This is a genomic window from Pseudomonas lalkuanensis (genome assembly GCF_008807375.1).
GTDB classification, from domain to species: Bacteria; Pseudomonadota; Gammaproteobacteria; order Pseudomonadales; family Pseudomonadaceae; genus Metapseudomonas; species Metapseudomonas lalkuanensis.
Window position 1 is genome coordinate 4,928,471 of record NZ_CP043311.1, and the last position, 25,354, is coordinate 4,953,824.

Here is a 25,354-nt window from a genome sequence, read left to right on the forward strand (position 1 = left end):
GGCGGCTCGGGCATGCTTTGGCATTTCTCCCGCCCTGACCACCCCATGAGTTCGCACGACCAAGCCCCCGATTCCCGGACCGCCGCCACCCGTGACGTGGTGATGCGCTACCACCTGAGCTGGAAAGCCCGCGACATCGAGGCCGTGCTGGCGCTCTACCACCCCGAGGTGGAATACAACGACTTCTTCCAGAACCGCTGCATGCGCCGCGAGGAACTGCGCGACTACCTGCACGCGACCATGCCGAGCGGGCCGGAGGACTTCCTCGAACACAACGACCGCATCCGCATCGATGGCGACACCGCCTTCATCCAGTACGCCATCAGTGTCGCCGGCGGAGGTACCTTCCGCGCCAGCGAAGCCATCACCGTGCGTGACGGGCTGATCTGGCGGATCAACGAGTACGCCCTGCTGGTGCAGCCTGCTGCCCCGTCCAGCAAGACGCCGTCGCAGCGGCCGGCAGCCAGCCGCCTCGGCCTGTCGGCGCGCCAGCTCAGCCTGCTGGCGCGGGACATCGAGGAATACTTCCAGCGTTCCCAACCCTACCTGGATCCGGCGCTGGACCTGCACCAGGTGGCCAGCGCCACGGGCTATACCCGCAACCAGATTTCCTACCTGCTGAACCAGATGCTCGGCCAGAGCTTCTACCAGTACGTCAACCACGCGCGCCTGCAGCACCTGCTCAAGCTGCTGGAAGTCGCCGTGCCGCCGGTGCGCATCGACGAGCTGGCGTTCACCGCCGGTTTCAATTCGCTCTCCGCCTTCTACCGCTGCTTCCGCCAGCACACCGGACTTTCGCCCAAGGCCTATCTCAAGCAACGGCCCTGATCGTAGGGTGCGCCATGCGCGCCGAGCGGCATTCAGCCCCGAACCAGGGTTCTGGTGCGCTCGGCGCCCCCTGCGGCAGGGCATGTGCCACAAGCACATTCCCAGCGTGCCCGCGCACACGACAAGTCCCCGGCCAGGCTCTAGCCTTGCCAGCCACAACAACCTGCCAACGGGGACCTGCCTATGCCGAACTGGCGCTCGATCAGCCTGTGGATGGACACGCTCGACGAAGACCTCGAGCCGCGACCGGCGCTGTCCGGTTCGCTGGAGGTGGACGTGGCGATCATCGGCGCCGGCTATACCGGACTGTGGACGGCCTATTACCTCAAGCACCAGGCCCCCGAGCTGAAGATCGCCATCGTCGAGTCGGAGTTCGCCGGCTTTGGCGCCAGCGGCCGCAACGGCGGCTGGCTGATGGGCAACCTGCTGGGCGAGGACCGTGCCCTGGCGCCGCTGCCCAGCGAAGTGCGCAAGGCGTCCTTCGATCTGCTCCACGGCATCCCCGACGAAGTGGCCGACGTGCTGCAGCGCGAAGGCATCGACTGCCACTACCGCAAGGGCGGCATCCTCTATTGCGCCGCACGCTACCCGGAGCAGGAAAAGCACCTGCGTGAGCAGTTGGCCGACCTCTATGCCGAAGGCCTGACCGAAGCCGACTACCGCTGGCTGAGCCCCGAGGAACTGAACGGCCAGTTGCGGGTGGCCAACCCCTACGGCGGCATCCACACCCCGCACTGCGCCACCATCCAGCCAGCCAGGCTGGTGCGCGGACTGGCCCGGGCAGTGGAGCGCATGGGCGTGCAGCTGTTCGAGCAGAGCCCCGCCAGCCACTGGCAGCCGGGGCTGGTACGCACCGCCCAGGGCGAACTCAAGGCGCACTGGGTGGTACCGGCCATCGAAGGCTACGCCGCCAGCCTGCCGCCGCTGGGCAAGTACCAGTTGCCGGTGCAGAGCCTGCTGATCGGCACCGAACCGCTCTCCGACGAGCAATGGGCGGAGATCGGCCTGGAACACGGCCAGGCCTTCAGCGAGAGCAGCCGCCAGGTCACCTATGCGCAACGCACCGCCGACAACCGCCTGGCCTTCGGCGCGCGGGGCGGCTATCGCTTCGGCGGCAAGCTGCGACAGGACTTCCAGCTCACCGAGGATGAAGTCGGCCTGCGCCGGTTCCTGCTGGGCGAGCTTTTCCCGCAATTGCGCAACGTGCGCATCACCCACAGCTGGGGCGGCAACCTGGGCATGGCGCGACGCTTCCGCCCGCACATGCTGGTGGACCGCAGGAACGGCATCGCCCTGTCCGGCGGCTACGGCGGCGAGGGCGTGGGCGCCAGCAACCTGGGCGGGCGCACCCTGGCCGACCTGATCCTTGGCAAGGAATCCCTGCTCACCCGCCAGCCCTGGGTGCTGGGCGACGGCCCACTGGAGCGCCTCAGTGCCTGGGAGCCGGAACCCTGCCGCTGGCTCGGCTACAACGCCATCATCCGCAGCTTCGTCCACGAGGACCGGGTGCTGGCCAATCCCCACAGCGCGCCCTGGCGCCGGGCCATGGCGCAGAAACTGGCCGGCCTGCTGGAAGGCCTGATGCGCTGAACGGCGCGAAACCTCATTGCACCCATTCGCGAGCGGAGCTCGCTTCTACACCAGGCATTTGCGGAGCCCACGATATGAAAGCCACCCTGCTGAAGAACACCCACGACCTTCCCCTGTCCGAACCAGCCCCGGTAGCGGTGCCCGTAGGCGAGCCGGTACCACACACCCGCGTGCATTCGGTGGAGCGCACCGACAACGTGGAAACCGGCGTCTGGGAATGCAGCCCCGGTCGCTTCCGCCGGCAGATCGTCGAGCAGGAGTTCTGCCACTTCACCCATGGCAGCTGCTCCTTCACCCCGGACGGCGGCGAAACCATCGAAATCAAGGCAGGCGACGCCCTGCTGCTGCCAGCCAACAGCCTGGGCGTGTGGGATGTGAAGGAAACGCTGCGCAAGACCTACGTGATCATTTCCCGCTGATGGAACTGGAGCCGGCAGGGCGTTGCCCTGCCTGGCGAATGAATTCGCCCCTACGGTGTTCCATCGCAATCAGTCGTCGAAGCTGCCGTGCCGCCCCTGCCCCGCCTTGAAGGACCGGGCGCCCGCGCGGGTTTCGCCGCTGTGGATAACCTTCATTCCCCCCTTGAACTCATTGGCGATGGCCGCCTCGAACGGCAGCTCCCACTGGGCATAGGCGCTGGCGCGGTCGGCCAGCATGCAGCGCTGTGGAAAGGCCGCAATCGCATGGGCCAGTTCCTCGGCTGCGGCTCGGGCCTGCCCTGCCGGCACCACTCGATTGGCCAGACCGATCGCCAGGGCTTCCTGCGACCTCACCGGACGTCCGGTCAGGATCAGGTCAAGGGCCCGGCCCTGGCCGACGATGCGCGGCAATCGCACGGTGCCGCCATCGATCAGCGGCACGCCGAAACGCCGGCAGAACACGCCGAAGATTGCGTCCTCGGCCATCACCCGCATATCCGCCAGCAGTGCCAGTTCCATGCCGCCGGCCACCGCGTGACCCTCGATGGCGGCGATCAGCGGCTTTTCCAGTTGCATGCGGCTCGGTCCCATGGGGCCATCGCCTTCGGCTTCCAGCCGATTGCGCCGTACGCCGTCTTCGGCCACCGCGCCCAGGTCGGCGCCCGCGCAGAAAGTGCCGCCCGCTCCGGTGAGCACTGCCACCCGCGCTTCGTCGTCCGCCTCGAAGGCCCGCAGCGCAGCCGCCAGGGCCTCGGCGGTGGGGCGATCGACGGCATTGCGCACCTCGGGACGGTCGATGATGACCGTGGTAACCGGGCCGTTCCTCTCGACTCTGACGTTCATGGGAGCTCCTGGGTAGGAAAAGGGAGTACTTGTGGGAGCGAAATGAAAAGGCCGGCAACAAGGCCGGCCTTCAACATAGTGCTTCCCGGCAGCAATGTTCAGCCTGCTGGCGGAACTGCCCCGGTGAACGGCGGGATCAGAGGGCGTACTTCTGCAGGTTGGCCATCATCTCGCGCAGGGCTTCGACGTTGTCCGCAGGGTGGGCGGCGCCTTCGAAGTCGCAGATGGCCTTCCAGTTGGCTGCCACGTCCTCGGCGTCGAATCCAGCCTTCGGATCGAAGCCGAAGCCCAGGCTGCGCTCCCAGCGCACCTTGCCGATCCAGCCGCCGCCCACTTCGAACAGGCCGGAGGTTTCCTGGCACTGCTCGCTGCCAAGGAACACCACCAGCGGGCTGACCAGTTCGGGCTTGAGCTGCTCGAACACCTGCGGCGGAATCAGGCCCTCGGTCATGCGCGTGCCACCGGTGGGGGCAATGGCGTTGACCAGGATGTTGTTCTTGCGGCCTTCGATGGCGAGGTTGCGGGTCAGGCCGTAGAGGCCGAGCTTGGCCATGCCGTAGTTGGACTGACCGAAGTTGCCGTAGATGCCCGAGGTGGACGACGTGAAGATGACGCGGCCGTAGCCCTGCTCGCGCATGTGCGGCCAGGCGGCGCGGGTAACCTTGTAGGCACCTTCGACGTGGACCTTGTAGACCAGGTCCCAGTCGGCGTCTTCCATCTTGTGGAAGGTCTTGTCACGCAGGATGCCGGCGTTGTTCACCACCACGTCGACGCGGCCGAAGTGGTCGAGGGCGGCCTGGACGATCTTCTCGCCGTCAGTCACCGAGTCATGGCTGGCCACGGCGGTGCCGCCGGCTTCGCGGATCTCCGCTACCACGCGGTCGGCGGCCGAAGCGTTGGCGCCTTCACCGTGGGTGCTGCCCCCCAGGTCGTTGACCACAACCCGGGCGCCATGGCGGGCGAACAGCAGCGCATGGGCGCGGCCAATACCGCCACCGGCGCCGGTGACGACTACGACTTTGTCTTCGAAGCGGATTGCATCGCTCATGGGCAGGTTCCTTGGCGGGTTCTGGTTATTCGCCGAGTCTCCGGCAGCTTCCCCGGCCCCACAAGAATCGGAGCCGCTATGAATGGTGCCCGATAAGGGCGACGTTACTTGATGGGAATGAACAGGGTTCCGCATGGACGCAGCTTGAACAACCACCAGTTGTAGCTGTGGCAGAGCAGCGCGAGCAGGGCGGATGCCAGCAGGCAGCCGATCGCGGCCAGCCAGCTCCATAGGCACGGATCGCGCAGGATGGCATAGCCGATGAGGCTGAGGCTGCAGATGAACAGCAGGGCCGCGACGCCCGGCCCAAGGGTACGGATGACGGGATAGAGGAATACCAGGAGACGGAAGAGCATGAACGGACCTCGAGGCTGCCGGGCAATCGCTGCCCGGCGGTTCAGGGAGGTCTGGATACTAGTGCCATGCCCCGTGGAGGCGGTCTAGGAATGATCCGATTCCGTTGTCAGAGGCGGTCCTGGAAAGCCAGGTAATGCTCCAGCACCTGCTCCGGCGCTTCGGTCTGTGGATAGTGACCGATGCCTTCGAGCAGAACGGCGTCCGCATCCGGGATCAGCTCGCGGTAACGCGCCACCATGTGGGCGCCGGAGATGGGATCCACCGCCCCGTCGATCACCCGCAACGGCACCCCTCCCCTCTGCATCGCGGCCACCCAGCGGTCGCGCTGTTCGCGCCGTTCGGGAATGTAGTGGATCAGCCGGTGCATGACGGCGGGGCCGTCCCGCTCGGCGATCAGTTGCCAGAAGTCGTCCAGCTCGCTGTCGCTGGGCTGGGTGTCGGGACCGAACACCTGGGCGAAGCTGGCAGCCAGCTTGCGCCGTGAGAACAGCCGCCCGACCAGGCCACCCAGGGGGCTCAGCAGCAGCTTCTGCAGCAGCACCGGACGGTGGGTTTCCGGGAACAGTCCGCCATTGAGAAAGACGCAGCTGGCCAACTTGAAGCGCCCTTCGTGATGCCGCGCCAGCAACTCCTGGGCAACGCTGTCGCCGTAGTCGTGAGCCAGCACGTGCACCGCCCCCTCCACGCCGAGGTGGGCGAGCAGCGCCTGCTTCAGGTCCGCCTGTTCCAGCAGCCGGTAGTCATGTCCGCGCGGCTTGGCCGAGTAACCGAAGCCCAGCATGTCGCAGGCGATGACGCGAAAGCGCCGGGCCAGGGGTTGCCAGAGGTAGTGCCAGTCCCAGGAGGCGGTGGGAAAACCGTGGATCAGCAGCAGCGGCTCGCCCTCACCCGCCGTCCAGTAGCGGATGCGCAGGCCGCGGAAGTCCATGTCCCCGGCCTGGGCGCGCCAGTCGCCCAGGGGGATGCCGGCCAGGGCCGTCATTGGTCGTAACCGGGGAACTGCTGGTCGAGCTTGCGCAGCAGCGCCGGCCACGGCAGCGCACCGCCCATGCCGGTGGAGGTTTTCATCACGCCGGCGATCATCGCCCGGGCACCGTCGAGGATCTGCTGCGGGATGTGGATGAGTTCGCCGCCGCCGGCCTGGGCCATCACCTGGATCTCGCAGGCGCGCTGCATGGTGAACATGCCGAGGAAGGCATCGGCGATGCTGCCGAAGGCGGTGAGCAGGCCATGGTTGGGCAGGATCATGAAGTTGGCCTGGCCGAGGTCGGCTTGCAGGCGGGCCTTTTCCTCGTGGTGCAGGGCCACGCCTTCGTAGCCGTGGTAGGCCAGGCTGGCGAGCACGAAGAGCGATTGCTGCGACAGCGGCAGCAGGCCGTTCTTCTGCGCGGAAACGGCGATACCGGCGGTGGTGTGGATATGCAGCACGCAGCCCACGTCCGGTCGCACCTCGTGCACCGCGCTGTGGATGGTATAGCCGGCCGGGTTGATGTCGTAGGGGCTGTCCATCAGCTTGTTGCCGGCCAGATCGATCTTCACCAGGCTCGACGCGGTGATCTCGTGGAACATCAGCCCGTAGGGGTTGATCAGGAAGTCTTCGGTGCCGGGGACCTTGGCGGAGATGTGGGTGAAAATCAGGTCATCCCAGCCGTACAGGGCAATCAGGCGGTAGCAGGCGGCCAGATCGACACGGGTCTGCCATTCGGCGGCGGACACCTTGTCCTTGAGGTTGAGCGACGGGAGGGCTTGAGCGGCGGTCATGGCGGAACCTCGTTGTTGTTGTATGTGCGACGAGTCTAGCCCCGGGCGGCCAGGGCGATAGTCGCCTTGGCAGCCAGCTTAATGGCCTTGCGAGTCAGATCAGCGCGGCGACCAGGGGTGCGGCGAAGAGGTTGAGCAAGCCCATCAGCACCATCACCAGACCGGCCACCGTGCCCTCTTCGCGGCCCACTTCCCGGGCCCGGCTGACCCCCGCGCCGTGGGCGCCGACACCAAACAGCGCGCCACGGGCCAGGGCGCTCTTCAGCGGCAGCCAGCGGATCAGCAGGCCGCCGGCGACAGCGCCGAATACGCCGGTGAGCATGACGAAGACGGCCGTCAGTTCCGGAACGCCGCCGAGGTCCTGGGCAAGCGGCATGGCGAAGGGCGTGGTGATGGAGCGCGGCACCAACGACAGGCTCACCTGGGGCTCCAGCGCCAGCGCATTGCCCAGGCACCAGGAGCTGGCGATGGCCACGCCACTGCCGGCCAGCATGCCCAGCATCAGTGCCGGCCAATGGCGGGCGAGCAAGGTACGCTGCTGCCAGATGGGCACGGCGAAGGCCACGGTAGCCGGGCCCAGCAGCAGCATCAGCCAGTGAGTGGCGCCGGCGTATTCGGCATAGGCGGTATGCAGCGGCACCGCAATCGCCAGCAGCAATGCCGGCACGAAGATCAGCGGCGACAGCAGGTAGCGTCCGGTGCGCCGGTACATCCAGCGGCTGGCCAGGTAGCCGGCCAGTGTCAGGGCCAGCCAGAACCAGGACATGGGCTCAATGTTCATGGCGCATCCTCCAGCGGCAAACGGCTTCAACAGTCAGCGCGGTGGCCAGCATCACCAGCAGGGTGCTGGCGCCGATCACCAGCAGGATGCGCAATCCGTCCTGACGCAGCAGCGCGCCGTAGTCCAAAAGGCTCATCAACGCCGGAATGAAGAACAGCAGCATCTCGGCCATCAGCAGGCCGGCGCCCAGTTGCAGCGCCGCCGGTTTCACCCAGCCGCTGGCGAAGGCCGCCAGCAGCAGGCCAAGGCCGATCACGCCACCGGGAATCGGCCAGCCCAGCACGGCCGCGAGCTTGCAGCCCAGGGCATAAAGGCCGACAAGGGCAACGAGTTCGGCAGCGAGACGAGCGATACGGAGCAGGCGGGAACGGTTCATGGCGGTGACCCTCGGTACTGGTGGCCAGCTTAGGTCCGCGCCTATCATCCCAAAAGCGAATTGTTCGACTTGCAGCCATTCGAGATTGGAATAGCCATGGAATTCCGCCAGTTACGCAGCTTCGTCGAAGTGGTCCGTCAGGGCGGCTTCACCCAGGCCGGCAAGACCCTGCACGCCACCCAGTCCACCGTCAGCAAGCAGGTGGCCCAGCTGGAACAGCGCCTGGGCGTGCAACTGCTGGAGCGCAGCGGCCCGCACCTGCGCCTGACCGATGCCGGCGCCGTGGTGCTGCGCCATGCCGAGGACATGCTGCGCCAGCGTCAGGACCTGCATAGCGAGCTGGACGATCTCAGCCAGCTGCGGCGAGGCGAATTGCGCCTGGGGTTACCACTGCTGGGGGGCGAAGTGCTGTTCGCCGAGTTGTTCGTCCAATACCGGCGGCGCTACCCGAACATCGTGGTGAGTCTGCTCGAAGGCGGCAGCAAGCTGATGGAAGCGGCGCTGCTGCAGGGGGAACTGGAACTGGCCGGCAGCCTCACCCCCAATGACCCCGCGCTGGACTACCAAGCGTTCTGCAACGAGCCGCTGGATATCCTCGTGCCCGAGGACCATCCCCTGGCGGGCGAAGAAAGCCTCGCGCTGGCGCAACTGGCCGAATCGCCCTTCCTGCTTTACCAGCAGAGCTTCACCCTCAACGACCGCCTGTTGCAGGCGTGTCGGCAGGCCGGCTTCACACCGCGCGAAGCAGGTCGCAGCGGCCAGGCGGATTTCCTCGCCGCGCTGGTGGCCGCCGGCCAGGGCGTGGTGCTGCTGCCACGCATCGTCGCCCGCCCCTTGCAGCGCCCCGGCCTGCGCCTGGTACCGCTGCGCGAGCCGGACCTGCGCTGGGACATCGCCTTCGTCTGGCGGCGCGGTGCCTACCTGTCGCGGGCGGCGCAGGCCTGGCTGGAGTTACTGCGGGAGTATTCGCCGCTCGATCAGGGCAAGGCCTGAGCAGTCTTCCGTGGGGCAACGTCGCAGGGTGGACCACACTTCACCGGTCCACCATTCGGGAGTGTGGCCTGGCACTGACCGGTGGATGGAGAAAGCGCCATCCACCCTACGGCAGGACTTCGCCCTGCAATCGCGAATGCGTTCGCCCCCACAGGCTCAGAGCAGATCGCGATCCAGCAACGGCCATTCCCGCTGCGCCTGCGGGTCGTCGGACAGCAGGCGAAAGCCGGCGAATTCGAAGCCGGGCGCCACGTTGCAGCCCACCAGGGTATAGGCACCCAGGCAACGTGCGGCCTGCCAGGCGTGGGCGGGTACGGTGCGCTGGGGCAGGCTGCCCTCCGCCACCGGGCCGAGGAGTTCCCGGCGCACCTCGCCAGGCGATTCGGCGACCAGCAGTTCCAGCGGGTCGCCTTCGTAGAAGTGCCAGGCCTCGTCGGCATCTACCCGGTGCCAGCGGCTCACACCACCCTGCGGCAACAGGAAGAAGATGGACGACGACGCAGCGCGGCCACCCGGCAGATGGGTGGCCGATTCGAACACCCGGCGATAGAAGCCACCTTCAGGGTGCGGCTCCAGTTGCAGTTCGCGGATGAGGAATTCGGCGCGCGGGTGCATCAGGCTTTCAGCGCCGCGATGACGGCATTGAGCCAGGGCTCGGCATCCAGTTCAGGGGTAACGGTTTCGCTGGCGTCCAGGCGCTGCATCTCCACCACTTCGCGCAGGCCGAGCTCGGCATAGAGCTCACGCATCAGCTCGCCGCCGCCGCAGAACACGTCGTAGCTGGAATCCCCCAGGGCGAGGATGGCACCCGAGCGGCCACGCCAGTTGGGCAGGCGGTCGCGCAGCTCGGAATACAGCGGCAGCAGGTTATCCGGCAACTCGCCCATTCCGGTGGTGGCCGTCACGGTGAGCAGCGCCTCGGGGTCGAAGGCGATCAGGTCGTCCAGGCTCACCCGGGGCAGGTAGCTGGCGTCCAGGCCAGCGGCCTTGAGCAGCTTTTCCGCGTGACGGGCGACTTCTTCGGCGGTGCCGTACACCGAGCCGGACAGGATGGCGACTTTCATGGGGACTCCGAACAGAGGGGCGAAATGCCTCGCATTATGCCGCAACTGGCGAGGTCCGCAGGATGCCGTAGACTGCTTCCGATCAGATCGACAGAGCCAGGAACATGATCAACGCCAAGCTGCTGCAACTGGTAATAGACGCGTCCAACGACGGTATCGTGGTCGCCGAGCAAGAGGGTGAAGACAACATCCTGATCTACGTCAATGCCGCCTTCGAGCGCCTCACCGGCTACGCTCGCGATGAAATCCTCTACCAGGACTGCCGGTTCCTCCAGGGCAAGGACCGCAATCAGCTGGGCATCCCCGCCATCCGCCAGGCCATCCGCAATGGCCAGCCGTGCCGGCAGATCCTGCGCAACTACCGCAAGGACGGCAGCGCCTTCTGGAACGAGCTGTCCATCACCCCGGTATTCAACGAGTCGGACCAGCTCACCTATTTCATCGGCATCCAGAAAGACGTTACCGAGCAGGTGGAAGCCCGCCAGCGGGTGCGCGAACTGGAAGAAGAAGTGGCTGGGCTCAAGGCAGAACTGGCGGAACTCAAGAGGTAGGATCGCGCGGGGCTCGCCAAGCGCTTTGATTGGATCTTTCGCGAGCAGAACTCGCTCCGGCAACGGGACAACGGCCGGTTCAGGTATCCAGATGCCCGGCCAGGAACTGCCGAAGGCGGCGCTGCATCAGTCGCCCCTCGCTGCCGAGGCAGGCCACGGGGGTGCCGTCCAGTTCCTCACTCATCAGATCGGCGGTTTCGCCGGCCAGTGCCATGGGGCAGTCCAGCCCCAGGGCCAGGCGGTTGAGCTGTTGGCCGAGGTCGTCGGCCGGCGGCTGGTTGGAGAACAGCACCAGCGCCTGGGGTTGCAGCTTGCCGCACACCAGCGCCAGTTCCGCTAGTGGCTGACCCAGGCCGAGCACGTTCACCACCACCTCGCCGCTGCCCAGCAACAGGCCGGCCACCAGCAACTCCAGCTCGCGCCCCTGCCCCGGCAAGGGGGCCAGCAGCACCCGCTGCTGCTGGTTATTGCGCGACAGTTGCAGGCGCTGCAGGACGCGGGCGCGCAGGAAGCTGTCGAAGAACACCCATTCGCTGCCGCGACCGAACTCGTCCTGGCGCAACAGCAGCGACTGCCAGACCGGCATCAGCACATCGGCGAACGCCACGTGCAGTGGATAAGTGGAAAACACCTGGCCATAGACCCGCTCCAGCTCGGCCTCGTCCAGGGTGGAGACGGCGTTGCGCACCTGGGTTCGGCGCTCGTTCCATTCCCCCGAAGCCGCATCCTGGTGGATCGGTGTCACCGGCAGCCTGGCGGCATTGCTACGGGCCAGCAGCTTGCCCACCTTGCTCACCGAAACGCCGCGCTCGATCCAGGCGAGGATGCTGCGCACCGCCTCGACATCCGCCAGGGAATACAGGCGGTGGCCGCTTTCGGTACGGGTCGGCTGGATCAGTCCGTAACGCCGTTCCCAGGCTCGCAGGGTGACCGGATTGACCCCGGTCAGGCGCGAAACCTCCCGGATCGGGAAGAGTTCTTCCTGTTTCGGGGCGGCCGAGGCGATGGATGCACCGGAGTCGGTCATGGCGTGGAAATCGTCAGTGGGAGGATTCACGCAGTTTAAACCTTGTTGCGGGGATTCCAATCGACCACAGGCCACGGCAGGCGCGGGGACGACCCGCCGGTCATCCTTCCCGCTGGCGCTTTGGCGAAAAACCGGAATAATCCTTGCCTCTTTTTCAGCGCAGCCCACCACCCCGGCGCTGCGTGACGTGCCCCGGCCCTATCCGGGCGGGCACTCGGTTGCAAGGAGATACACGATGTCTGCCGATCCCGTCACCCTGATGGTGGCCCGCCGCGTCGCCCGCGAGCGCTACCACGACTTCATGGCCTGGCTGCGCGAAGGCGAGCAACTGGCCGCCGACTTCCCCGGATACCTCGGCTCTGGCGTGCTGGCACCGCCTCCGGATGACGACGAGTTCCAGATGATCTTCCGTTTCACCGACGAGCCGACCCTGGCCGCCTGGGAGCACTCCGCTTCGCGCCGCGCCTGGCTGGAGCGTGGCGCCGGACTGTTCGAGCAGCCCCATGAGCATCGCGCCCTCGGCCTGGATGCCTGGTTCGGCAAGGCCGAGCAGCGGCCGCCGCGCTGGAAGCAGAGCGTGGCCATCTGGCTGGCCTTCTTTCCCGTGTCCCTGGCCTTCAACCTGCTGTTCGGCGGCTGGCTGGGCGACCTGCCGCTGGCCCTGCGGATATTCCTCAGCACCCTGGCGCTGACGCCGCTGATGACTTATTGGTTCATCCCGCTTTCCACTCGCCTGCTGGCACCATGGCTGCAGTCGAGCCGCCCCGCCCCGGTCCGCGGCGCAACGGCGGTGCAACCCCGCTGAGGCCGGCCCCGGCAATTTGTACAAGCCCCACCCCTGGTATAACTTGGTGCAGATCAGGCCGTCTGCACCACCTTCCGGCCATCGCCCTCAGTACCTCCTGCTTCGAGGCGTCAATGAGCCGACCCGCTCCCATCCTCATCACCGGCGCCAGCCAGCGCGTCGGCCTCTACTGTGCCGAACGTCTGCTGGACGAAGGCCAGCCGGTGATCATCAGCTACCGCACCGAACGCGACGGCGTGAGGCACCTGCGCGAACGCGGCGCCACGGCGCTCGCTGCGGACTTTTCCAGCGAAGCCGGCATCCTCGCCTTCATCGATGAGCTCAAGGGCTGCACCGACAGCCTGCGCGCCATCGTCCACAATGCGTCGGACTGGCTGACGGAAACGCCCGGCCACGAGGCCGACGCCTTCCAGCGCATGTTCAGCGTGCACATGCTGGCGCCCTACCTGATCAACCTGCATTGCGAGGAACTGCTGCGCCGCAGCAGCCCCGCGGACATCATCCACCTGAGCGACGATGTGGCGCGCCGGGGCAGCGAGAAGCGCATCGCCTACTGCGCCAGCAAGGCCGGGCTGGACAACCTCACACTGTCCTTCGCCGCCCGCTTCGCGCCAGACATCAAGGTCAACGGCATCGCCCCGGCACTGGTGATGTTCAATGCCGAAGACGATGACGCCTACCGCAAGAAGACCCTGGCCAAGTCGGCACTGGGCATCGAGCCCGGTCCGCAGGTGGTCTACCAGGCCCTGCGCTACCTCCTGGACAATTCCTACGTCACCGGAACGACCCTGACACTCAACGGCGGCCGCCACCTCAAGTAGGCGCCGCGAGGACTGCCACCATGAGCGATGAACTGGACCTGTATTACCGGGAAATCCTGCGGGGGCTGGGGGAAGACCCAGACCGAGAAGGTCTGCGCGAAACCCCCAAGCGCGCCGCCAAGGCCATGCGCTACCTGTGCCACGGCTACGAGCAGAACCTGGACGAGCTCGTCAACGGCGCCCTCTTCGCCTCGGACAACGACGAGATGGTGACCGTGAAGGACATCGAGCTCTATTCCCTCTGCGAACACCATCTCCTGCCCTTCATCGGCAAGGCCCATGTGGCGTACATTCCCACCGGCAAAGTGCTGGGGCTGTCGAAGGTCGCCCGCATCGTCGACATGTTCGCGCGACGGCTGCAGATCCAGGAGAACCTCACCCGCCAGGTCGCCGATGCGGTGCAGCGGGTGACGGGCGCCGCCGGCGTGGCGGTGGTGATCGAAGCCCAGCACATGTGCATGATGATGCGCGGCGTGGAAAAGCAGAATTCGGTGATGAGCACCTCGGTGATGCTCGGAGCCTTCAGGGAATCCCAGAACACCCGCCACGAATTCCTGAAATTGATCGGACGGAGTAACTAGAGAATGCCGAGACTGGAGCCCGGAATGGCGCGAATCCGCGTCAAGGACCTGCGCCTGCGCACCTTCATCGGAATCAAGGAGGAAGAAATCCTCAACAAGCAGGATGTGCTGATCAACCTCACCATCCTCTACCCGGCCACCGAGGCCGTACGCGACAACGACATCGACCACGCGCTGAACTACCGCACCATCACCAAGGCGATCATCCGCCACGTCGAAGAGAACCGCTTCGCCCTGCTGGAACGCCTGACCCAGGAAATCCTCGACCTGGTGATGGCCAACCCCAGCGTGCGCTACGCCGAGGTGGAGGTGGACAAGCCACACGCGCTGCGCTTCGCCGAATCGGTGTCGATCACACTTGCCAGCCATCGCGAGTAACAGGCCCGGTTCGTCGCGGACCTGTTCAGAGCCGATTGCCGGGGCCAAGGAGGGCTCCTATCATCCCCGCCAGTCCCTCCCGAAAGCCCCAGGAGAATCCTGCCATGACCGAGCAAGAACGCCTTGAACTCGAGGCCGCAGCCTTCCGCAGTCTGGTGCAACACCTGCGTAGCCGCCCCGATGTGCAGAACATCGACCTGATGAACCTCGCCGGCTTCTGCCGCAACTGCCTGTCGAAGTGGTACAAGGCCGCCGCCGACGACCTGGGCCTGGAAGTGACGCCAGACCAGGCCCGCGAAGAGATCTACGGCATGCCCTACGCCGACTGGAAGGCCAAGTACCAGAAAGAAGCCAGCGCCGGGCAACAATCGGCCTTCAACAAAGCGAACAAAGAATGAGCAACCTGAACGACTTCCGCGCCCGCCTGCACAGCGACCAGTTCCTCTTCGCCGAGACCCTGGCCTTCATCGCCGAAGGCTACGACTACCAGCAGAGCGCCTTTGCCAACGGCCCGGTGGAAAACGCCGCCGGCCAGAACGAAGGCTCCTGCAAGACCCTCGGCCTGGCCTTGCTGGAAGGCTTCAGCCTGGAAGAAACCCTGCTGGCCTTCGGTGAGCATTACCGCTCCGTGCTGGCCACGCCGGATGGCAACGACCACGGCAACATCCGCGCCCTGATGAGCACGGGCCTGGCCGGCGTTCGCTTCGAGCGCCCGCCGCTACAACGCAAGGCCTGACCCCATCCAACCGCCCCGTCCGGGGCGGTTTTCTTACGCTTTGGCTTCCGCATTCTGTCGGCAATGGCTGACAGTATTCTTCTGCAAAACGCGTAGGATTCTCATCTGTTATGGATGTTTGGCCTGATCGTTCCCACACGATTGCCCAGCGACAACACCTCTTGCGGAGCGCATGGATGCAGCAAACCCTCGTATGGAAGCCCCTGACGACGTCCGGCGTGGAAAGCCTGCATCTTTCCATGGATGAACAGGGCATCCATGCCAGCAGCCATCTGGTGCAGAACCGCAACGGCCAGAGCATCGCCGCCACCTACGTGCTGGACAGCGACCCGCGCTGGCGCTTCCGCCATCTCTGGCTGAAGGTGGAAAACCAGGGCTCGCGCAGCCTGCGCCTTGACCGTGACATCCGCGGACGCTGGCTGCTTGACGGCCAGCGCCGCCACGACCTCGACCAGTGCCAGCTGGTGATGCTCTCCGCCACGCCCTTCACCCACACGCCGGCCCTGCAACGCTGCGGCCTGGACACAGGCCAGAGCGAGCAATTGCAGGTCGCCTACATCGACCTGCCGAGCCTGCGGGTGGAAGCCCGTCAATTGCGCTACCACTGCCTGCGCCAGCAAGCCCAGAACAGCCTCTATCGCTGCGAGGCGGAAGGCCGCAAGGCAATCGAACTGACCGTGGACCGCCAGTCCCTGCTGCTGGAAGCCCAAGGCCTCTACCAGCGTATGAGCGCGCGAACGCTGTCGTTGAATACCTGGGTCTGATCCGCAGCGGGGCGACACCCGCCCCTGCCTGTAGGGGCGAATTCATTCGCCAAGCAGGCCGAAGGACTGCCACGCGGCCCCCATCCCTCTCCCCCAGCCCCCGCCCTGCGCCCCGGCCCGATCGCTGCGCGCTCAGGCGTTCATCGGCACCGGAAGCGATGCTTCCAACTGCGTGCCGCTTCACCCCAGAGGGCGAGGGGTGACTCGCGTCGGCCCGGCCCAAGCCCTCCTGAAGCGCTTGTGTAGCCTGGCGCCAAGCAAGCTTGGTTTGCCCTACGCAAAAGAAAAAGCCCCGCATCGGCGGGGCTTTTCCTCATCAGGCTGAACTCATTGCGCGTCGAGATAACGCTCGACGTCCAGGGCAGCCATGCAACCCGCACCGGCCGAGGTAATGGCCTGGCGGTAGACGTGGTCGGCCACGTCGCCGGCGGCGAACACGCCGGGAATGTTGGTGGCGGTGGCGTTGCCGTCACGGCCGCCGTTGACGACCAGGTAGCCGTCCTTGAGCGCCAGCTGGCCTTCGAACAGCGAGGTGTTCGGGGTGTGGCCGATGGCGACGAACAGGCCGTCCACCTTCAGCTCGTCGCTGCCGCCGTCATTGCGCTTCAGGCGCACGCCGGTGACGCCCATGTCATCGCCCAGCACTTCGTCCACTTCCGCGTTCAGCTTGAGGACGATCTTGCCTTCGGCGACCCGCGCCATCAGCTTGTCCTGAAGGATCTTCTCGGCGCGGAAGGTCTCGCGGCGGTGCACCAGGGTCACCTTGCTGGCGATGTTGGCCAGGTACAGCGCCTCCTCCACGGCGGTGTTGCCGCCACCGACCACCGCCACTTCACGGTTGCGGTAGAAGAAGCCGTCGCAGGTGGCGCAGGCGGAAACGCCCTTGCCCATGAACGCCTCTTCCGAAGGCAGCCCCAGGTAACGGGCGCTGGCGCCGGTGGCGATGATCAGCGCGTCGCAGGTGTAGGTGCCGCTGTCACCCACCAGGGTGAACGGCTTGCCGGCCAGATCCACGGCATTGATGTGGTCGAAGACGATCTCGGTCTCGAAACGCTCGGCGTGTTCCTGCATGCGCTGCATCAGCGCCGGGCCGGTGAGGCCGTGGGGGTCGCCGGGCCAGTTGTCGACTTCGGTGGTGGTGGTCAGCTGTCCGCCCGCCTGCATGCCGGTGATCAGCAGCGGCTTGAGGTTGGCGCGGGCGGCATAGACAGCCGCGGCGTAACCGGCAGGGCCGGAACCGAGGATGATGACCCGCGAATGACGTGCTTCGGACATGGCTGACTCCCGCCCCTTGGGGCATAAAAAGGGGCCACTGCGGCACTTGGGGAAGGCGTTGGATGCAGTGGCCCCGTTGAACAGGGGCTGGCCGTTTCCGACTGGCCAGCAATGGTCGCAAGGTTACCGGGCGGCATTCTATAGCGGAAATACCCGCTCTCAATCCCGGCCATAGGTGACACCTATTTGCATAACCGCGATCAAATTTGTTCCGAGCCTTTTCCAGGCTTTCCACGCCGCCGGCAAAGCCGTTAAGGTCGGCGCGTTTGCAACCTCGAGGGACCACCATGCCTGCACCCGCACTTTCCGGACCGCAGTACCTCGGCGAAGGACTGAAACTGGTCCTCAGCCCCGGACTGCGCCTGTTCGTCCTGCTGCCGCTGACCGTCAACCTGCTGCTGTTCGCCGCCCTTATCGGTTTCGCCGTGCAGGAATTCAGCGGCTGGGTCGACGCCTTCATGCCCAGCCTCCCCGAATGGCTGAGCTTCCTCCAGTACCTGCTCTGGCCGCTCTTCGTGCTGCTGGTCCTGGTGCTGGTGTTCTTCAGCTTCACCATGCTGGCCAACATCATCGCCGCGCCGTTCAACGGCTTCCTCGCGGAAAAGGTGGAAGTGGTGGTACGCGGCAAGGACGAGTTCCCGGCTTTCAGTTGGGCCGAACTGATGGCGATGATCCCTCGCACCCTTGGCCGCGAGTTGCGCAAGCTGGCCTATTTCCTGCCACGGGCCGGCGCCCTGCTGATCCTCTCCTTCATCCCCGTCGTCAACCTGGTGGCCGCGCCGCTGTGGATCGTGTTCGGCGTCTGGATGATGGCGGTTCAGTACATCGACTACCCGGCGGACAACCACAAGCTGGGCTGGAACGAGATGCTCGCCTGGCTGCGCGAAAAGCGCTGGCAGAGCCTGGGTTTTGGCGGCATCACCTACCTGGCGCTGATGATTCCCTTCGTCAACATCCTGATGATGCCCGCCGCCGTGGCCGGCGCGACCCTGTTCTGGGTGCGCGAGGGTGGCGACAGGCACCTCGTCCCCGAGGCCTGAGTCACCGTTCGGGGCCTCGTCACACAGGCGTCATCTCCTCGTCACACGGGCTACACGGCCCGTGTCGACACTGGCGTCATGACCATAGCGCCCCTGTACATCTCGCTGATCAGCGAAACCTTCCTGCCGGAAGTCAATGGCGTGGCCAATACCCTTGGCCGCCTCTGTGACGGGCTGCGCGCCGCCGGCCACAAGCTGCAACTGGTGCGCCCACGCCAGTCCTGCGACCAGGGCCGCAGGAGCGACGACGACCTGATGCTGATCCGCGGCTGGCCACTGCCGGGCTACCCCGGCCTGCAATGGGGCCAGTCCTGCCTGCACAAGCTGTTGCGCCGCTGGCGCCAGCGCAAGCCGGATGTGCTCTACATCGCCACCGAGGGCCCGCTGGGCTTTTCCGCCCTGCGCGCTGCACGGCGCCTGGGGATTCCGGTGGTGAGCGGCTTCCACACCAATTTCCAGCAGTACACCGGCCACTACGGCGCCGGCCTGCTGACTCGTCTGCTGACCAACTACCTGCGCTGGTTCCACAACGCCACGCGGCTGACCCTGGTACCCAGCGTCAGCCAGTTGCAGGACCTCACCCGGCGCGGCTTCGAGCGCCTGCAGCTGCTCTCCCGCGGTGTCGACGGCCAGCTGTTCAACCCGGCCCGCCGCTGCCCTGACCTGCGTGCGCAGTGGGGCGTGGGCGAGCAGGACATCGTGGTGATCCATGTCGGCCGCCTGGCTGCGGAAAAGAACCTCAACCTGCTCGGCGACACCTTCCAGCGCCTGCAACAGCATTATCCACAGCGGAACCTGAAGCTGGTGGTGGTCGGCGATGGCCCGCAGCGGGCGCAGCTCCAGCGCGCCCTGCCTGAAGCCATCTTCTGCGGCGTGCAGCGCGGCGAGGAACTGGCGCGGCACTACGCATCCGGAGACCTTTTCCTGTTCCCCAGCCTGTCGGAAACCTTCGGCAACGTAGTGCTGGAGGCCCTGGCTTCCGGCCTTGCAGTGGTGGCCTTCGACCAGGCCGCCGCCGCCCAGCACATTCGCCACGGTCACAACGGGGCACTGGCCCTGCCCGATGAACAGGCCAGCTTCATCGAGGCCGCCACCTGGCTGCTGGAAGACCCGGAATGCCTGCGCCGCGTTCGCCTCAATGCGCGCATGCACGCCGGACGCCTGGGTTGGGAAGCCATCGTCCAGCAGTTCGAGCAATACCTGCTGCACGCCCGCCGTCCTGAACTGGAAGCGCCAGCCGGCAGCACCCTGCCCCCGCAGGCTTAGGAGAACGCGGCAGTGGGCGCGGCGTAGGCCAGGCTCAGGGCGCCACGTCCGAGGTTGATCGCCCCGGTCGGACTGAGCATCGCCAGATGCAGCGTCACCCCCCGCTCCACACAGGCCGCCTCCAGTTCGGCGAAGCCCGGCAGGTCGCGCACCTGCGATAACTCCCCGGCGAAACTCATGCACAGCTGCGGCGCCAGCAGCTCGCCAGCCATCACCTGCGAGCGGGCGTGGACCAGCAGCTTTTCCGCTGCCTTGTCGAAGCTGGGTGCCAGGGCTACGGGCTTGTCTTCGCCCTGCAGCACGCTGATCACCGGCTTCACGTCCAGTAGCGATCCCAGCCCCAGCGCCGCCCCGCGCAGGCGGTCAAGCAGGCCGCTGCGTTCGCCCTTCTGGAAGCCACGCTGGCGCAGGTGACCGAGATCGTCTGGCAACAGGAAGGTGCAGACCTGCCCGGACAACTGCTCCAGCCGCGTCCTTACGGCGTTGGGATGGGCGCCATCGCCGATCAGCCGCATGGCCTCGGCAGCCAGCACGGCGGTGCCGGCGAAGATGTTGCCGCCATCCACCACCCGCATCGCGAAGTGCCCGGCCACGCCAGCGGCTGCACGGCGGTCGCGGTAGCGCTGGAGCAGGCCGAAGGAGGCCTGGGTGGCGTGCTCGAAGATCGGGCTGCGCCGGGAGGAGATGGTCAGGCAGATCACATGGTCGTAGCGGGTGACCAGCTCTTCCAGGAACCATTCCTGCATTTCCATGACCTGCAGCGGCTCGCTGCGATCCGCCGGCCCGGCCTTGGGCAGCAACTCGCTGTAGAAGGCCTGGGTGGCCTGGGGTACACGACGGTCCACCAGCGAATGGTCCCCCAGCCGGATACGGATGGGCAGCACCGGGATGCGGTGCTTCTGGAGAAAGTCCTGGGGCAGGTCACAGGTGGCGTCCACTACCAGGCCGATACGCATGGGTTACTCCTTCGGCCGGTGTGCCGGCGCTTGTTGTGATGCGCGCACAGTGACGGGCGAAGGTGGGGGTGTCAGCCCAACTGAATGAGGGTTTGGGGAGAACCCGGCGCGGCGGATGCTTCCCTCCTCCGATCGCGGCCCGCCCCGGCCCCTCTCCCAGAGAGCGAAAGGGGACTCGCGCCGGCGAGGCACTGGTCATCCTGACGCCCACACGGGCCTGAAACCGGGCAGAAGCGGTGGGGCAGCGACTCCGCCGCTTGGGAGGCCGAGCGGAATCGTTGCAAAACGCATCGAAGCGAAGTAACAGCCGAAGGCTGGCCCGAGGGGCGTGCGCAGCGAGTCAGGGGGAAGAGCGGCATGGATGCCGCGAGAGGCGTGTGGGGCCATGGATGGCCCCTCGTGCCGTGCCCCCGGAGCAACGATGAAGCGAGGGTACCCCGGCTCAGCCGGGGCCGGATGCAGGGGCAAGCGTTTTGGTTCCCTTTTGTGGGCGGCATTCCGACGTTTGAAAAAGGGGACTCGCCTGGGAAGGCGAAACAGGAACCCGAAGCCCGCTCCGCAACGAGCTGAACTCCCTTACCCAAATCACAAGCAAAAGAGAAAGCCCCGCCTGAGCGGGGCTTCTTCATGCCAGTGCCTTACACCAGGCTGCCCAGCGCATCCCGGCTGAACGGCAGGATGTCCTGCATGCGCCCTTCACGCACTTTGACGGCCCAGTCCGGGTCCACCAGCAGGGCGCGGCCCACGGCGACCAGGTCGAACTCTTCCTTGTTCAGGCGCTCCAGCAGGCCTTCGATATTGGCCGGCTGGGCGACCTTGTCGGTCTTGACCATGAACTGCAGGAACTCGCCATCCAGGCCGACGCTGCCGACGGTGATGGTGGGCTTGCCGGTGAGCTGGCGGGTCCAGCCGGCCAGATTGAGTTCGGAGCCTTCGAACTCCGGCTCCCAGAAGCGGCGGGTGGAGCAGTGGAAGATATCCACACCGGCATCGGACAGAGGCTTGAGGAACTCGCCCAGGGCCTCGGACGTGGTCACCAGGCGCGCGGTGTAGTCCTGCTGCTTCCACTGGGAGAAGCGGAAGATGATCGGGTAATCCGGGCCGACGGCGGCGCGGATGGCCTGGATCACCTCGATGGCGAAGCGCGAGCGGTTGGCCAGGCTGCCACCGTATTCGTCGGTGCGCTGGTTGCTGCCTTCCCAGAAGAACTGGTCGATCAGGTAACCGTGGGCGCCGTGGATTTCCACGCCGTCCATGCCGATCGCCTTGGCGTCGCGGGCGGCCTGGGCGTAGGCAGCGACCACTTCCTGGATGTCGTCCTTGGTCATGCCGTGGACGACCACCTGGCCGTCCTTCACTTTCTCGGTCGGGCCATAGCCGGGAACGCTGGCGTCCGGCTCGGTGCCCAGGCGACGCACGTTGCCCACGTGCCAGAGCTGCGGAACGATGCGGCCGCCTTCGGCGTGCACGGCATCCACGACTTCCTTCCAGCCGGCCAGGGCGTCTTCACCGAAGAAGCGCGGTACATGGGGATAGCCGTTGGAGGCCTTGTGACCGATGGTGGTGCCCTCGGTGATGATCAGGCCCACGCCGGCGGCGGCGCGGCGGCGGTAGTACTCCACCACCTTGGCGTTGGGCACGCCACCCGGGGAGAACGAACGGGTCATCGGCGCCATCACCACGCGGGTGGGCAGTTCCAGGCCGCCGAGGCGGAAGGGTTCGAACAGGGCTTGTACGGGAGCGGTCATGGGTTCTCCTGTGGCCGGCCATATGACCGGTCGTCTCGGTTTCAAGGCATTTAAAAATCAGGCCCGGAGCAGCAGCTCCAGGCGGTCGACGAATGCATTCATGGGCGCCGTGCCGCCGCCCACCTTCAGTCGCGTGAGAACGCCCTGCCAGGCGTTGGTGATGAAGGCCGCGAGGTTGGCGCAGTCTTCATCAGCCGGCAGTTCGCCCGCGGCCACGGCTTCTTCCAGGCAGGCCTGGAGGATGTCCACCGAGCCCTGCAGGATGCTTTCCACCTGCTCGCCGATGGCGGGCGAGAGTTCGGCCATCTCGAAACCGAGGCTGCCGATGAAACAGTGGTACTCGGGCTTCTCGCGGCTGGAGAAGTGCGCCAACAGCTCGCGGTAATAGCCGAGGATGCGCTGGCACGGGCTCAGCGCGGAATTGCCCAGGGCCTGTGCATAACGATCCAGACGCGGCAGGTAGAGATACTCCAGGGCCTGGACGGCGAAGTCTTCCTTGCTGGCGAAGTAGTGATAGAAGGAGCCCTTGGGGATCCCGGCGGCCTGGACGATCTCCTGCACGCCGGTGCCGTGATAGCCACGGCGGGTCATCACCTGGGAGCCCTTGGCGAGGATGAGGTCGCGTTTGTCGAGTCGGATACTGGTCATGGCGGCGAGCATATGACCGGTCGTCTCGCCCTGCCCAGCACTATTGATATGCGTGATTGGCGACTACAGGAATGGAACGAATCGGCGGGGGAAACCTGGGGCGATTCCTTTCGCCCCGGTCGTCATGAGTGAGGAAGATGAATCAGGCCAGGGCCTTTTCGACGGCCTGGATCAGCGCGGGATCCTCCGGTGCGGTGCGTGGCGAGAAGCGCGCCAGCACGCGACCGTCCTTGCCGACGAGGAACTTCTCGAAGTTCCAGGTGATCTCGCCGGGAAACTCCGCGCCCTCGCCTGCCAGGAGGCGGTACAGCGGGTGGCGTGCCGAGCCGTTCACTTCGATCTTGCTGCCCAGGGGGAAGGTCACGCCGTAGTTCAGGCTGCAGAACTCGCGGATCTCTTCCTCGCTGCCCGGCTCCTGCCCGGCGAACTGGTTGCAGGGAAGACCGAGCACGGTGAAGCCCTTGTCGCGGTACTGCTGGTAGAGCTTTTCCAGCCCGGCGTACTGCGGGGTCAGGCCGCACTTGGAGGCGACGTTCACCACCAGCACCACCTGGCCCTTGTACGGCGCCAACGGCAAGTCCTGACCGTCAAGCGCGCGCAAATTGAGGTCGTGAAACGCACTCATGACTGACTCCTCGAAAATCTCAGGGATTTCACAGCAGACAAAAAAGGCGCCCCGGGGCGCCTTTTCGGTTTTTTCAGCTTAGCAGCCGATCAGCGATTTGCCGGGACGGCAGTCGCGGACGACCGGTCAGTGGTGGTGACCGCCTTCGCCGTGGATGTGACCGTGGGCGATCTCTTCGTCGCTGGCGTCACGCACCTTCATCACCTTGACCTGGAAGTTCAGGCGCTGGCCGGCCAGCGGATGGTTGCCGTCAACGGTGACGTCGTCACCGTCGATATCGCGGATGGTCACGATCTGCATGCTGCCGTCCGGGCCGGAAGCGTGGAACTGCATGCCGACTTCCAGCTGGTCGACGCCTTCGAACATGGCGCGGTCCAGGGTGGCGACCAGCTCGGCGCTGTACTCGCCATAGGCATCTTCCGGCTCGACGGCGACGTTCAGCTCGTCACCGACCTGCTTGCCTTCCAGAGCGCGCTCCAGGCCGGCGATGATGTTGCCGGCGCCATGCAGGTACACCAGCGGGGCGCCGCCGGCGGAACTGTCGATCACCTCACCGGCGTCGTTGGTAAGGGTATAGTCGATGGACACGGCCTTGTTGGCGGCGATCAGCATGGTGCGAGACCTTCTGGAATGAATGATGAAAACGCAAGTTTAACCGCGCGGCCGGTCGATTGCGACCCGAACGCTGACGGGCGGCCCCGGCTCGTCGGCTACAGGCAAGACGAAGACGGTCACTGGGTGGCGGTGCTTTCCTGCGGCCATACCCAGCACTTGCGGCACCAGCCGCCCTGGCAGTCACGCGCCTGGGTGCTCGACCCCGACCTGCGCGCCGCCCAGCTGGGCCGCCTGTTCCCCTGCGGCTGGTGCGCCCAGGGCCTGGCGCCCGAGTCCACTGAGGAAACCTGATGCCCGCACGCAACATCCTGGTGATCCACGCGCGCAAGACGTCGCTGCGCTTCGCCCTGGTCAACGAAGCCCACAGCCAGTTCATCCTCCACGGCATGGCCGATGGACTCGGCAGCCGCGACGCCGAATTGCGCTGGCAGCGCGGCGGTGACAAGGACAGCCTGATGATCCCCAACGCCGACCACCGCGCCGCGCTGTCGCAGCTGCTGCCCATTGTTCAGGGCGCCGCCGGTGGCAAGCTGCACGGCGTCGGCCACCACGTGCTGCACGGCGGCGAGCTGTTCACCTCCGCCTGCCGGGTGGACACCCAGGTGCTCCGTCGCCTGCAGGCCCTGGTCCCGCTGGCGCCGCAGCAGATGCCAGCCAGCCTGGTGGGCATCGACGCCGCCATGCACCTGCTGCCGAACCTGCCCCACGTCGCGGTGTTCGACACGGCCTTTCACCAGACCATGCCCGAGCACGTCTACCGCCTCGCCCTGCCGGACGCCGTCTACCGCGACCACGGCCTGCGCCGCTATGCCTTCCACGGCAACAGCCACCGCTATGCCAGCCGCCGTGCCGCCGAACTGGCCGGGCTTTCCCTCGGCGACAGCTGCTGGCTCTCCGCCCATCTGGGCGAGCACTGTTCCACCTGCGCCATCGTCAACGGCCAGAGCCGCGACGCCAGCATGAACCTGGTGATGGCGAGGCGCAGCGGTGACATCGACCCGCACCTCTACACCCAACTGCACCGCAGTCTTGGCTGGAGCCTGGAGAAGATCGACCAGGTGCTGCGCCAGGAAAGCGGCCTGCTCGGTCTCTCGGAACTGGCCAGCGACATGCGCAGCCTGGAACAGGCCCGCGACCAGGGCCACGCGGGTGCCACCCTGGCCATCGAAGTCTTCTGCTACCGCCTGGCCAGGACCCTGGCCGCCGTGGGCTGCGCGCTGCCGCAGCTGGATGGGCTGATCTTCACCGGCGAGATCGGCGAGAATTCACCCCTTGTGCGCAGCCGCACGGTGGATCACCTGAAGCTGCTCAACCTGGCCATCGACCGCGAAGCCAATGCACGCTGCGTGCGTGGCGTCGCCGGCCCCATCCACAAGCGCGGTCATCCGCGCGTGCTGGTGGTACCGACCAACGAAGAACGCCAGATCGCCCTCGACACCCTGGCCCTGCTCGCCTGAA

31 protein-coding genes and 1 pseudogene are annotated in these 25,354 nt (G+C 66.2%); 16 read left to right on the forward strand and 16 right to left on the reverse strand.

Features of this window, described 5'->3' with window-relative positions; all coding sequences use genetic code 11:
• Positions 1 to 45: 45 nt before the first annotated feature.
• The 3 genes from FXN65_RS22820 to FXN65_RS22830 all read left to right on the forward strand — a co-directional run bounded on the left by FXN65_RS22820 (position 46) and on the right by FXN65_RS22830 (position 2,837).
• Positions 46 to 828: an AraC family transcriptional regulator gene (locus FXN65_RS22820; protein ID WP_151136691.1), complete on the forward strand. Its 783-nt coding sequence runs from the start codon at positions 46 to 48 to the stop codon at positions 826 to 828.
• A 183-nt stretch (positions 829 to 1,011) separates the two neighbouring features.
• The gene (locus FXN65_RS22825) at positions 1,012 to 2,418 is read left to right on the forward strand and encodes an NAD(P)/FAD-dependent oxidoreductase (RefSeq protein WP_151136693.1); all 1,407 of its coding nucleotides are present in this window, start codon (positions 1,012 to 1,014) and stop codon (positions 2,416 to 2,418) included.
• A 74-nt stretch (positions 2,419 to 2,492) separates the two neighbouring features.
• Positions 2,493 to 2,837 carry a cupin domain-containing protein gene (locus FXN65_RS22830; protein WP_151136695.1) on the forward strand — a complete coding sequence of 115 codons (345 nt, stop codon included), beginning with the start codon at positions 2,493 to 2,495 and terminating at the stop codon, positions 2,835 to 2,837.
• Between the two features lie 69 nt (positions 2,838 to 2,906).
• Here the strand turns inward: FXN65_RS22830 and FXN65_RS22835 are convergent, their stop codons facing one another.
• The 7 genes from FXN65_RS22835 to FXN65_RS22865 all read right to left on the reverse strand — a co-directional run bounded on the left by FXN65_RS22835 (position 2,907) and on the right by FXN65_RS22865 (position 8,003).
• Complete coding sequence (locus FXN65_RS22835; protein ID WP_151136697.1) at positions 2,907 to 3,680, reverse strand: crotonase/enoyl-CoA hydratase family protein; 774 nt, start codon at positions 3,678 to 3,680, stop codon at positions 2,907 to 2,909.
• Between the two features lie 136 nt (positions 3,681 to 3,816).
• Positions 3,817 to 4,728 carry an SDR family oxidoreductase gene (locus FXN65_RS22840; RefSeq protein WP_151136699.1) on the reverse strand — a complete coding sequence of 304 codons (912 nt, stop codon included), beginning with the start codon at positions 4,726 to 4,728 and terminating at the stop codon, positions 3,817 to 3,819.
• A gap of 104 nt (positions 4,729 to 4,832) precedes the next feature.
• Entirely contained in the window at positions 4,833 to 5,084 is a 252-nt protein-coding gene (locus FXN65_RS22845; protein ID WP_151136701.1) for a hypothetical protein, read from the reverse strand.
• A gap of 107 nt (positions 5,085 to 5,191) precedes the next feature.
• On the reverse strand, positions 5,192 to 6,067 hold the full coding sequence (locus FXN65_RS22850) for an alpha/beta fold hydrolase (protein WP_151136703.1): 876 nt from the start codon (positions 6,065 to 6,067) through the stop codon (positions 5,192 to 5,194).
• The gene (locus FXN65_RS22855; RefSeq protein WP_151136705.1) at positions 6,064 to 6,846 is read right to left on the reverse strand and encodes a class II aldolase/adducin family protein; all 783 of its coding nucleotides are present in this window, start codon (positions 6,844 to 6,846) and stop codon (positions 6,064 to 6,066) included. Before FXN65_RS22855 ends, FXN65_RS22850 begins: the two co-directional genes overlap by 4 nt.
• 94 nt (positions 6,847 to 6,940) lie before the next feature.
• Positions 6,941 to 7,627, reverse strand: coding sequence for an LrgB family protein (locus FXN65_RS22860; RefSeq protein WP_151136707.1), 687 nt, complete (start codon positions 7,625 to 7,627; stop codon positions 6,941 to 6,943).
• Positions 7,617 to 8,003: a CidA/LrgA family protein gene (locus tag FXN65_RS22865; protein WP_151136709.1), complete on the reverse strand. Its 387-nt coding sequence runs from the start codon at positions 8,001 to 8,003 to the stop codon at positions 7,617 to 7,619. Before FXN65_RS22865 ends, FXN65_RS22860 begins: the two co-directional genes overlap by 11 nt.
• A gap of 96 nt (positions 8,004 to 8,099) precedes the next feature.
• Between FXN65_RS22865 and FXN65_RS22870 the strand changes: the two genes are divergently transcribed.
• The gene (locus tag FXN65_RS22870) at positions 8,100 to 8,996 is read left to right on the forward strand and encodes a LysR family transcriptional regulator (protein WP_151136711.1); all 897 of its coding nucleotides are present in this window, start codon (positions 8,100 to 8,102) and stop codon (positions 8,994 to 8,996) included.
• Between the two features lie 156 nt (positions 8,997 to 9,152).
• Here the strand turns inward: FXN65_RS22870 and FXN65_RS22875 are convergent, their stop codons facing one another.
• Together FXN65_RS22875 and FXN65_RS22880 are read right to left on the reverse strand one after the other, a co-directional pair.
• The gene (locus tag FXN65_RS22875) at positions 9,153 to 9,611 is read right to left on the reverse strand and encodes a cupin domain-containing protein (protein WP_151136713.1); all 459 of its coding nucleotides are present in this window, start codon (positions 9,609 to 9,611) and stop codon (positions 9,153 to 9,155) included.
• Positions 9,611 to 10,060 carry a flavodoxin gene (locus FXN65_RS22880; RefSeq protein WP_151136715.1) on the reverse strand — a complete coding sequence of 150 codons (450 nt, stop codon included), beginning with the start codon at positions 10,058 to 10,060 and terminating at the stop codon, positions 9,611 to 9,613. The genes FXN65_RS22875 and FXN65_RS22880 overlap by 1 nt, the downstream gene beginning before the upstream one ends.
• A gap of 104 nt (positions 10,061 to 10,164) precedes the next feature.
• On the opposite strand from FXN65_RS22880, the gene FXN65_RS22885 reads away from it, so the two are divergent.
• On the forward strand, positions 10,165 to 10,611 hold the full coding sequence (locus FXN65_RS22885) for a PAS domain-containing protein (protein ID WP_151136716.1): 447 nt from the start codon (positions 10,165 to 10,167) through the stop codon (positions 10,609 to 10,611).
• A 79-nt stretch (positions 10,612 to 10,690) separates the two neighbouring features.
• Here FXN65_RS22885 and FXN65_RS22890 read toward each other — a convergent pair whose 3' ends face one another.
• Positions 10,691 to 11,638 (reverse strand): MerR family transcriptional regulator, encoded by a 948-nt coding sequence (locus tag FXN65_RS22890; RefSeq protein ID WP_151138921.1) that lies wholly within the window; start codon positions 11,636 to 11,638, stop codon positions 10,691 to 10,693.
• Positions 11,639 to 11,873: 235 nt separating this feature from the next.
• On the opposite strand from FXN65_RS22890, the gene FXN65_RS22895 reads away from it, so the two are divergent.
• The 7 genes from FXN65_RS22895 to FXN65_RS22925 all read left to right on the forward strand — a co-directional run bounded on the left by FXN65_RS22895 (position 11,874) and on the right by FXN65_RS22925 (position 15,723).
• Complete coding sequence (locus tag FXN65_RS22895) at positions 11,874 to 12,443, forward strand: antibiotic biosynthesis monooxygenase (RefSeq protein ID WP_151136718.1); 570 nt, start codon at positions 11,874 to 11,876, stop codon at positions 12,441 to 12,443.
• Positions 12,444 to 12,556: 113 nt separating this feature from the next.
• Entirely contained in the window at positions 12,557 to 13,264 is a 708-nt protein-coding gene (folM, locus tag FXN65_RS22900; RefSeq protein WP_151136720.1) for a dihydromonapterin reductase, read from the forward strand.
• Between the two features lie 20 nt (positions 13,265 to 13,284).
• A complete protein-coding gene (gene folE, locus FXN65_RS22905) occupies positions 13,285 to 13,845 on the forward strand; it encodes a GTP cyclohydrolase I FolE (RefSeq protein ID WP_151136722.1) in 561 nt (186 codons plus the stop codon).
• A gap of 3 nt (positions 13,846 to 13,848) precedes the next feature.
• Entirely contained in the window at positions 13,849 to 14,223 is a 375-nt protein-coding gene (gene folX / locus FXN65_RS22910) for a dihydroneopterin triphosphate 2'-epimerase (protein WP_151136724.1), read from the forward strand.
• A 104-nt stretch (positions 14,224 to 14,327) separates the two neighbouring features.
• Positions 14,328 to 14,621 (forward strand): DUF1244 domain-containing protein, encoded by a 294-nt coding sequence (locus tag FXN65_RS22915; RefSeq protein WP_151136726.1) that lies wholly within the window; start codon positions 14,328 to 14,330, stop codon positions 14,619 to 14,621.
• Entirely contained in the window at positions 14,618 to 14,959 is a 342-nt protein-coding gene (locus FXN65_RS22920) for a HopJ type III effector protein (RefSeq protein WP_151136728.1), read from the forward strand. Before FXN65_RS22915 ends, FXN65_RS22920 begins: the two co-directional genes overlap by 4 nt.
• A gap of 176 nt (positions 14,960 to 15,135) precedes the next feature.
• On the forward strand, positions 15,136 to 15,723 hold the full coding sequence (locus FXN65_RS22925) for a putative glycolipid-binding domain-containing protein (RefSeq protein ID WP_151136730.1): 588 nt from the start codon (positions 15,136 to 15,138) through the stop codon (positions 15,721 to 15,723).
• 327 nt (positions 15,724 to 16,050) lie between these two features.
• Here the strand turns inward: FXN65_RS22925 and trxB are convergent, their stop codons facing one another.
• Complete coding sequence (trxB, locus tag FXN65_RS22930; RefSeq protein WP_151136732.1) at positions 16,051 to 16,998, reverse strand: thioredoxin-disulfide reductase; 948 nt, start codon at positions 16,996 to 16,998, stop codon at positions 16,051 to 16,053.
• Positions 16,999 to 17,285: 287 nt separating this feature from the next.
• On the opposite strand from trxB, the gene cysZ reads away from it, so the two are divergent.
• Together cysZ and FXN65_RS22940 are read left to right on the forward strand one after the other, a co-directional pair.
• The gene (cysZ, locus tag FXN65_RS22935) at positions 17,286 to 18,038 is read left to right on the forward strand and encodes a sulfate transporter CysZ (RefSeq protein WP_151136734.1); all 753 of its coding nucleotides are present in this window, start codon (positions 17,286 to 17,288) and stop codon (positions 18,036 to 18,038) included.
• Between the two features lie 78 nt (positions 18,039 to 18,116).
• Positions 18,117 to 19,304, forward strand: coding sequence for a glycosyltransferase family 4 protein (locus FXN65_RS22940; protein ID WP_151136735.1), 1,188 nt, complete (start codon positions 18,117 to 18,119; stop codon positions 19,302 to 19,304).
• Here FXN65_RS22940 and FXN65_RS22945 read toward each other — a convergent pair.
• The 5 genes from FXN65_RS22945 to FXN65_RS22965 form a co-directional block, all read right to left on the reverse strand.
• Positions 19,301 to 20,260, reverse strand: a complete 960-nt coding sequence (locus FXN65_RS22945) for a DegV family protein (RefSeq protein ID WP_151136737.1) — start codon at positions 20,258 to 20,260, stop codon at positions 19,301 to 19,303. The genes FXN65_RS22940 and FXN65_RS22945 overlap by 4 nt on opposite strands.
• Before the next feature lie 638 nt (positions 20,261 to 20,898).
• Positions 20,899 to 22,008, reverse strand: a complete 1,110-nt coding sequence (locus FXN65_RS22950) for an NADH:flavin oxidoreductase (RefSeq protein WP_151136739.1) — start codon at positions 22,006 to 22,008, stop codon at positions 20,899 to 20,901.
• A gap of 57 nt (positions 22,009 to 22,065) precedes the next feature.
• Positions 22,066 to 22,656 (reverse strand): TetR/AcrR family transcriptional regulator, encoded by a 591-nt coding sequence (locus FXN65_RS22955; protein ID WP_151136741.1) that lies wholly within the window; start codon positions 22,654 to 22,656, stop codon positions 22,066 to 22,068.
• A gap of 142 nt (positions 22,657 to 22,798) precedes the next feature.
• On the reverse strand, positions 22,799 to 23,281 hold the full coding sequence (locus FXN65_RS22960) for a glutathione peroxidase (protein WP_151136743.1): 483 nt from the start codon (positions 23,279 to 23,281) through the stop codon (positions 22,799 to 22,801).
• A 126-nt stretch (positions 23,282 to 23,407) separates the two neighbouring features.
• Positions 23,408 to 23,893 carry an FKBP-type peptidyl-prolyl cis-trans isomerase gene (locus FXN65_RS22965; RefSeq protein WP_151136745.1) on the reverse strand — a complete coding sequence of 162 codons (486 nt, stop codon included), beginning with the start codon at positions 23,891 to 23,893 and terminating at the stop codon, positions 23,408 to 23,410.
• Here FXN65_RS22965 and FXN65_RS22970 point away from each other — a divergent pair.
• Both FXN65_RS22970 and FXN65_RS22975 read left to right on the forward strand, forming a co-directional pair.
• Positions 23,862 to 24,187: pseudogene (locus FXN65_RS22970) on the forward strand (DUF3565 domain-containing protein). The gene FXN65_RS22965 and the pseudogene FXN65_RS22970 overlap by 32 nt on opposite strands.
• Positions 24,187 to 25,353, forward strand: coding sequence for an acetate/propionate family kinase (locus FXN65_RS22975; RefSeq protein ID WP_151136749.1), 1,167 nt, complete (start codon positions 24,187 to 24,189; stop codon positions 25,351 to 25,353). The pseudogene FXN65_RS22970 and the gene FXN65_RS22975 overlap by 1 nt, the downstream one beginning before the upstream one ends.
• Position 25,354 lies beyond the last annotated feature (1 nt).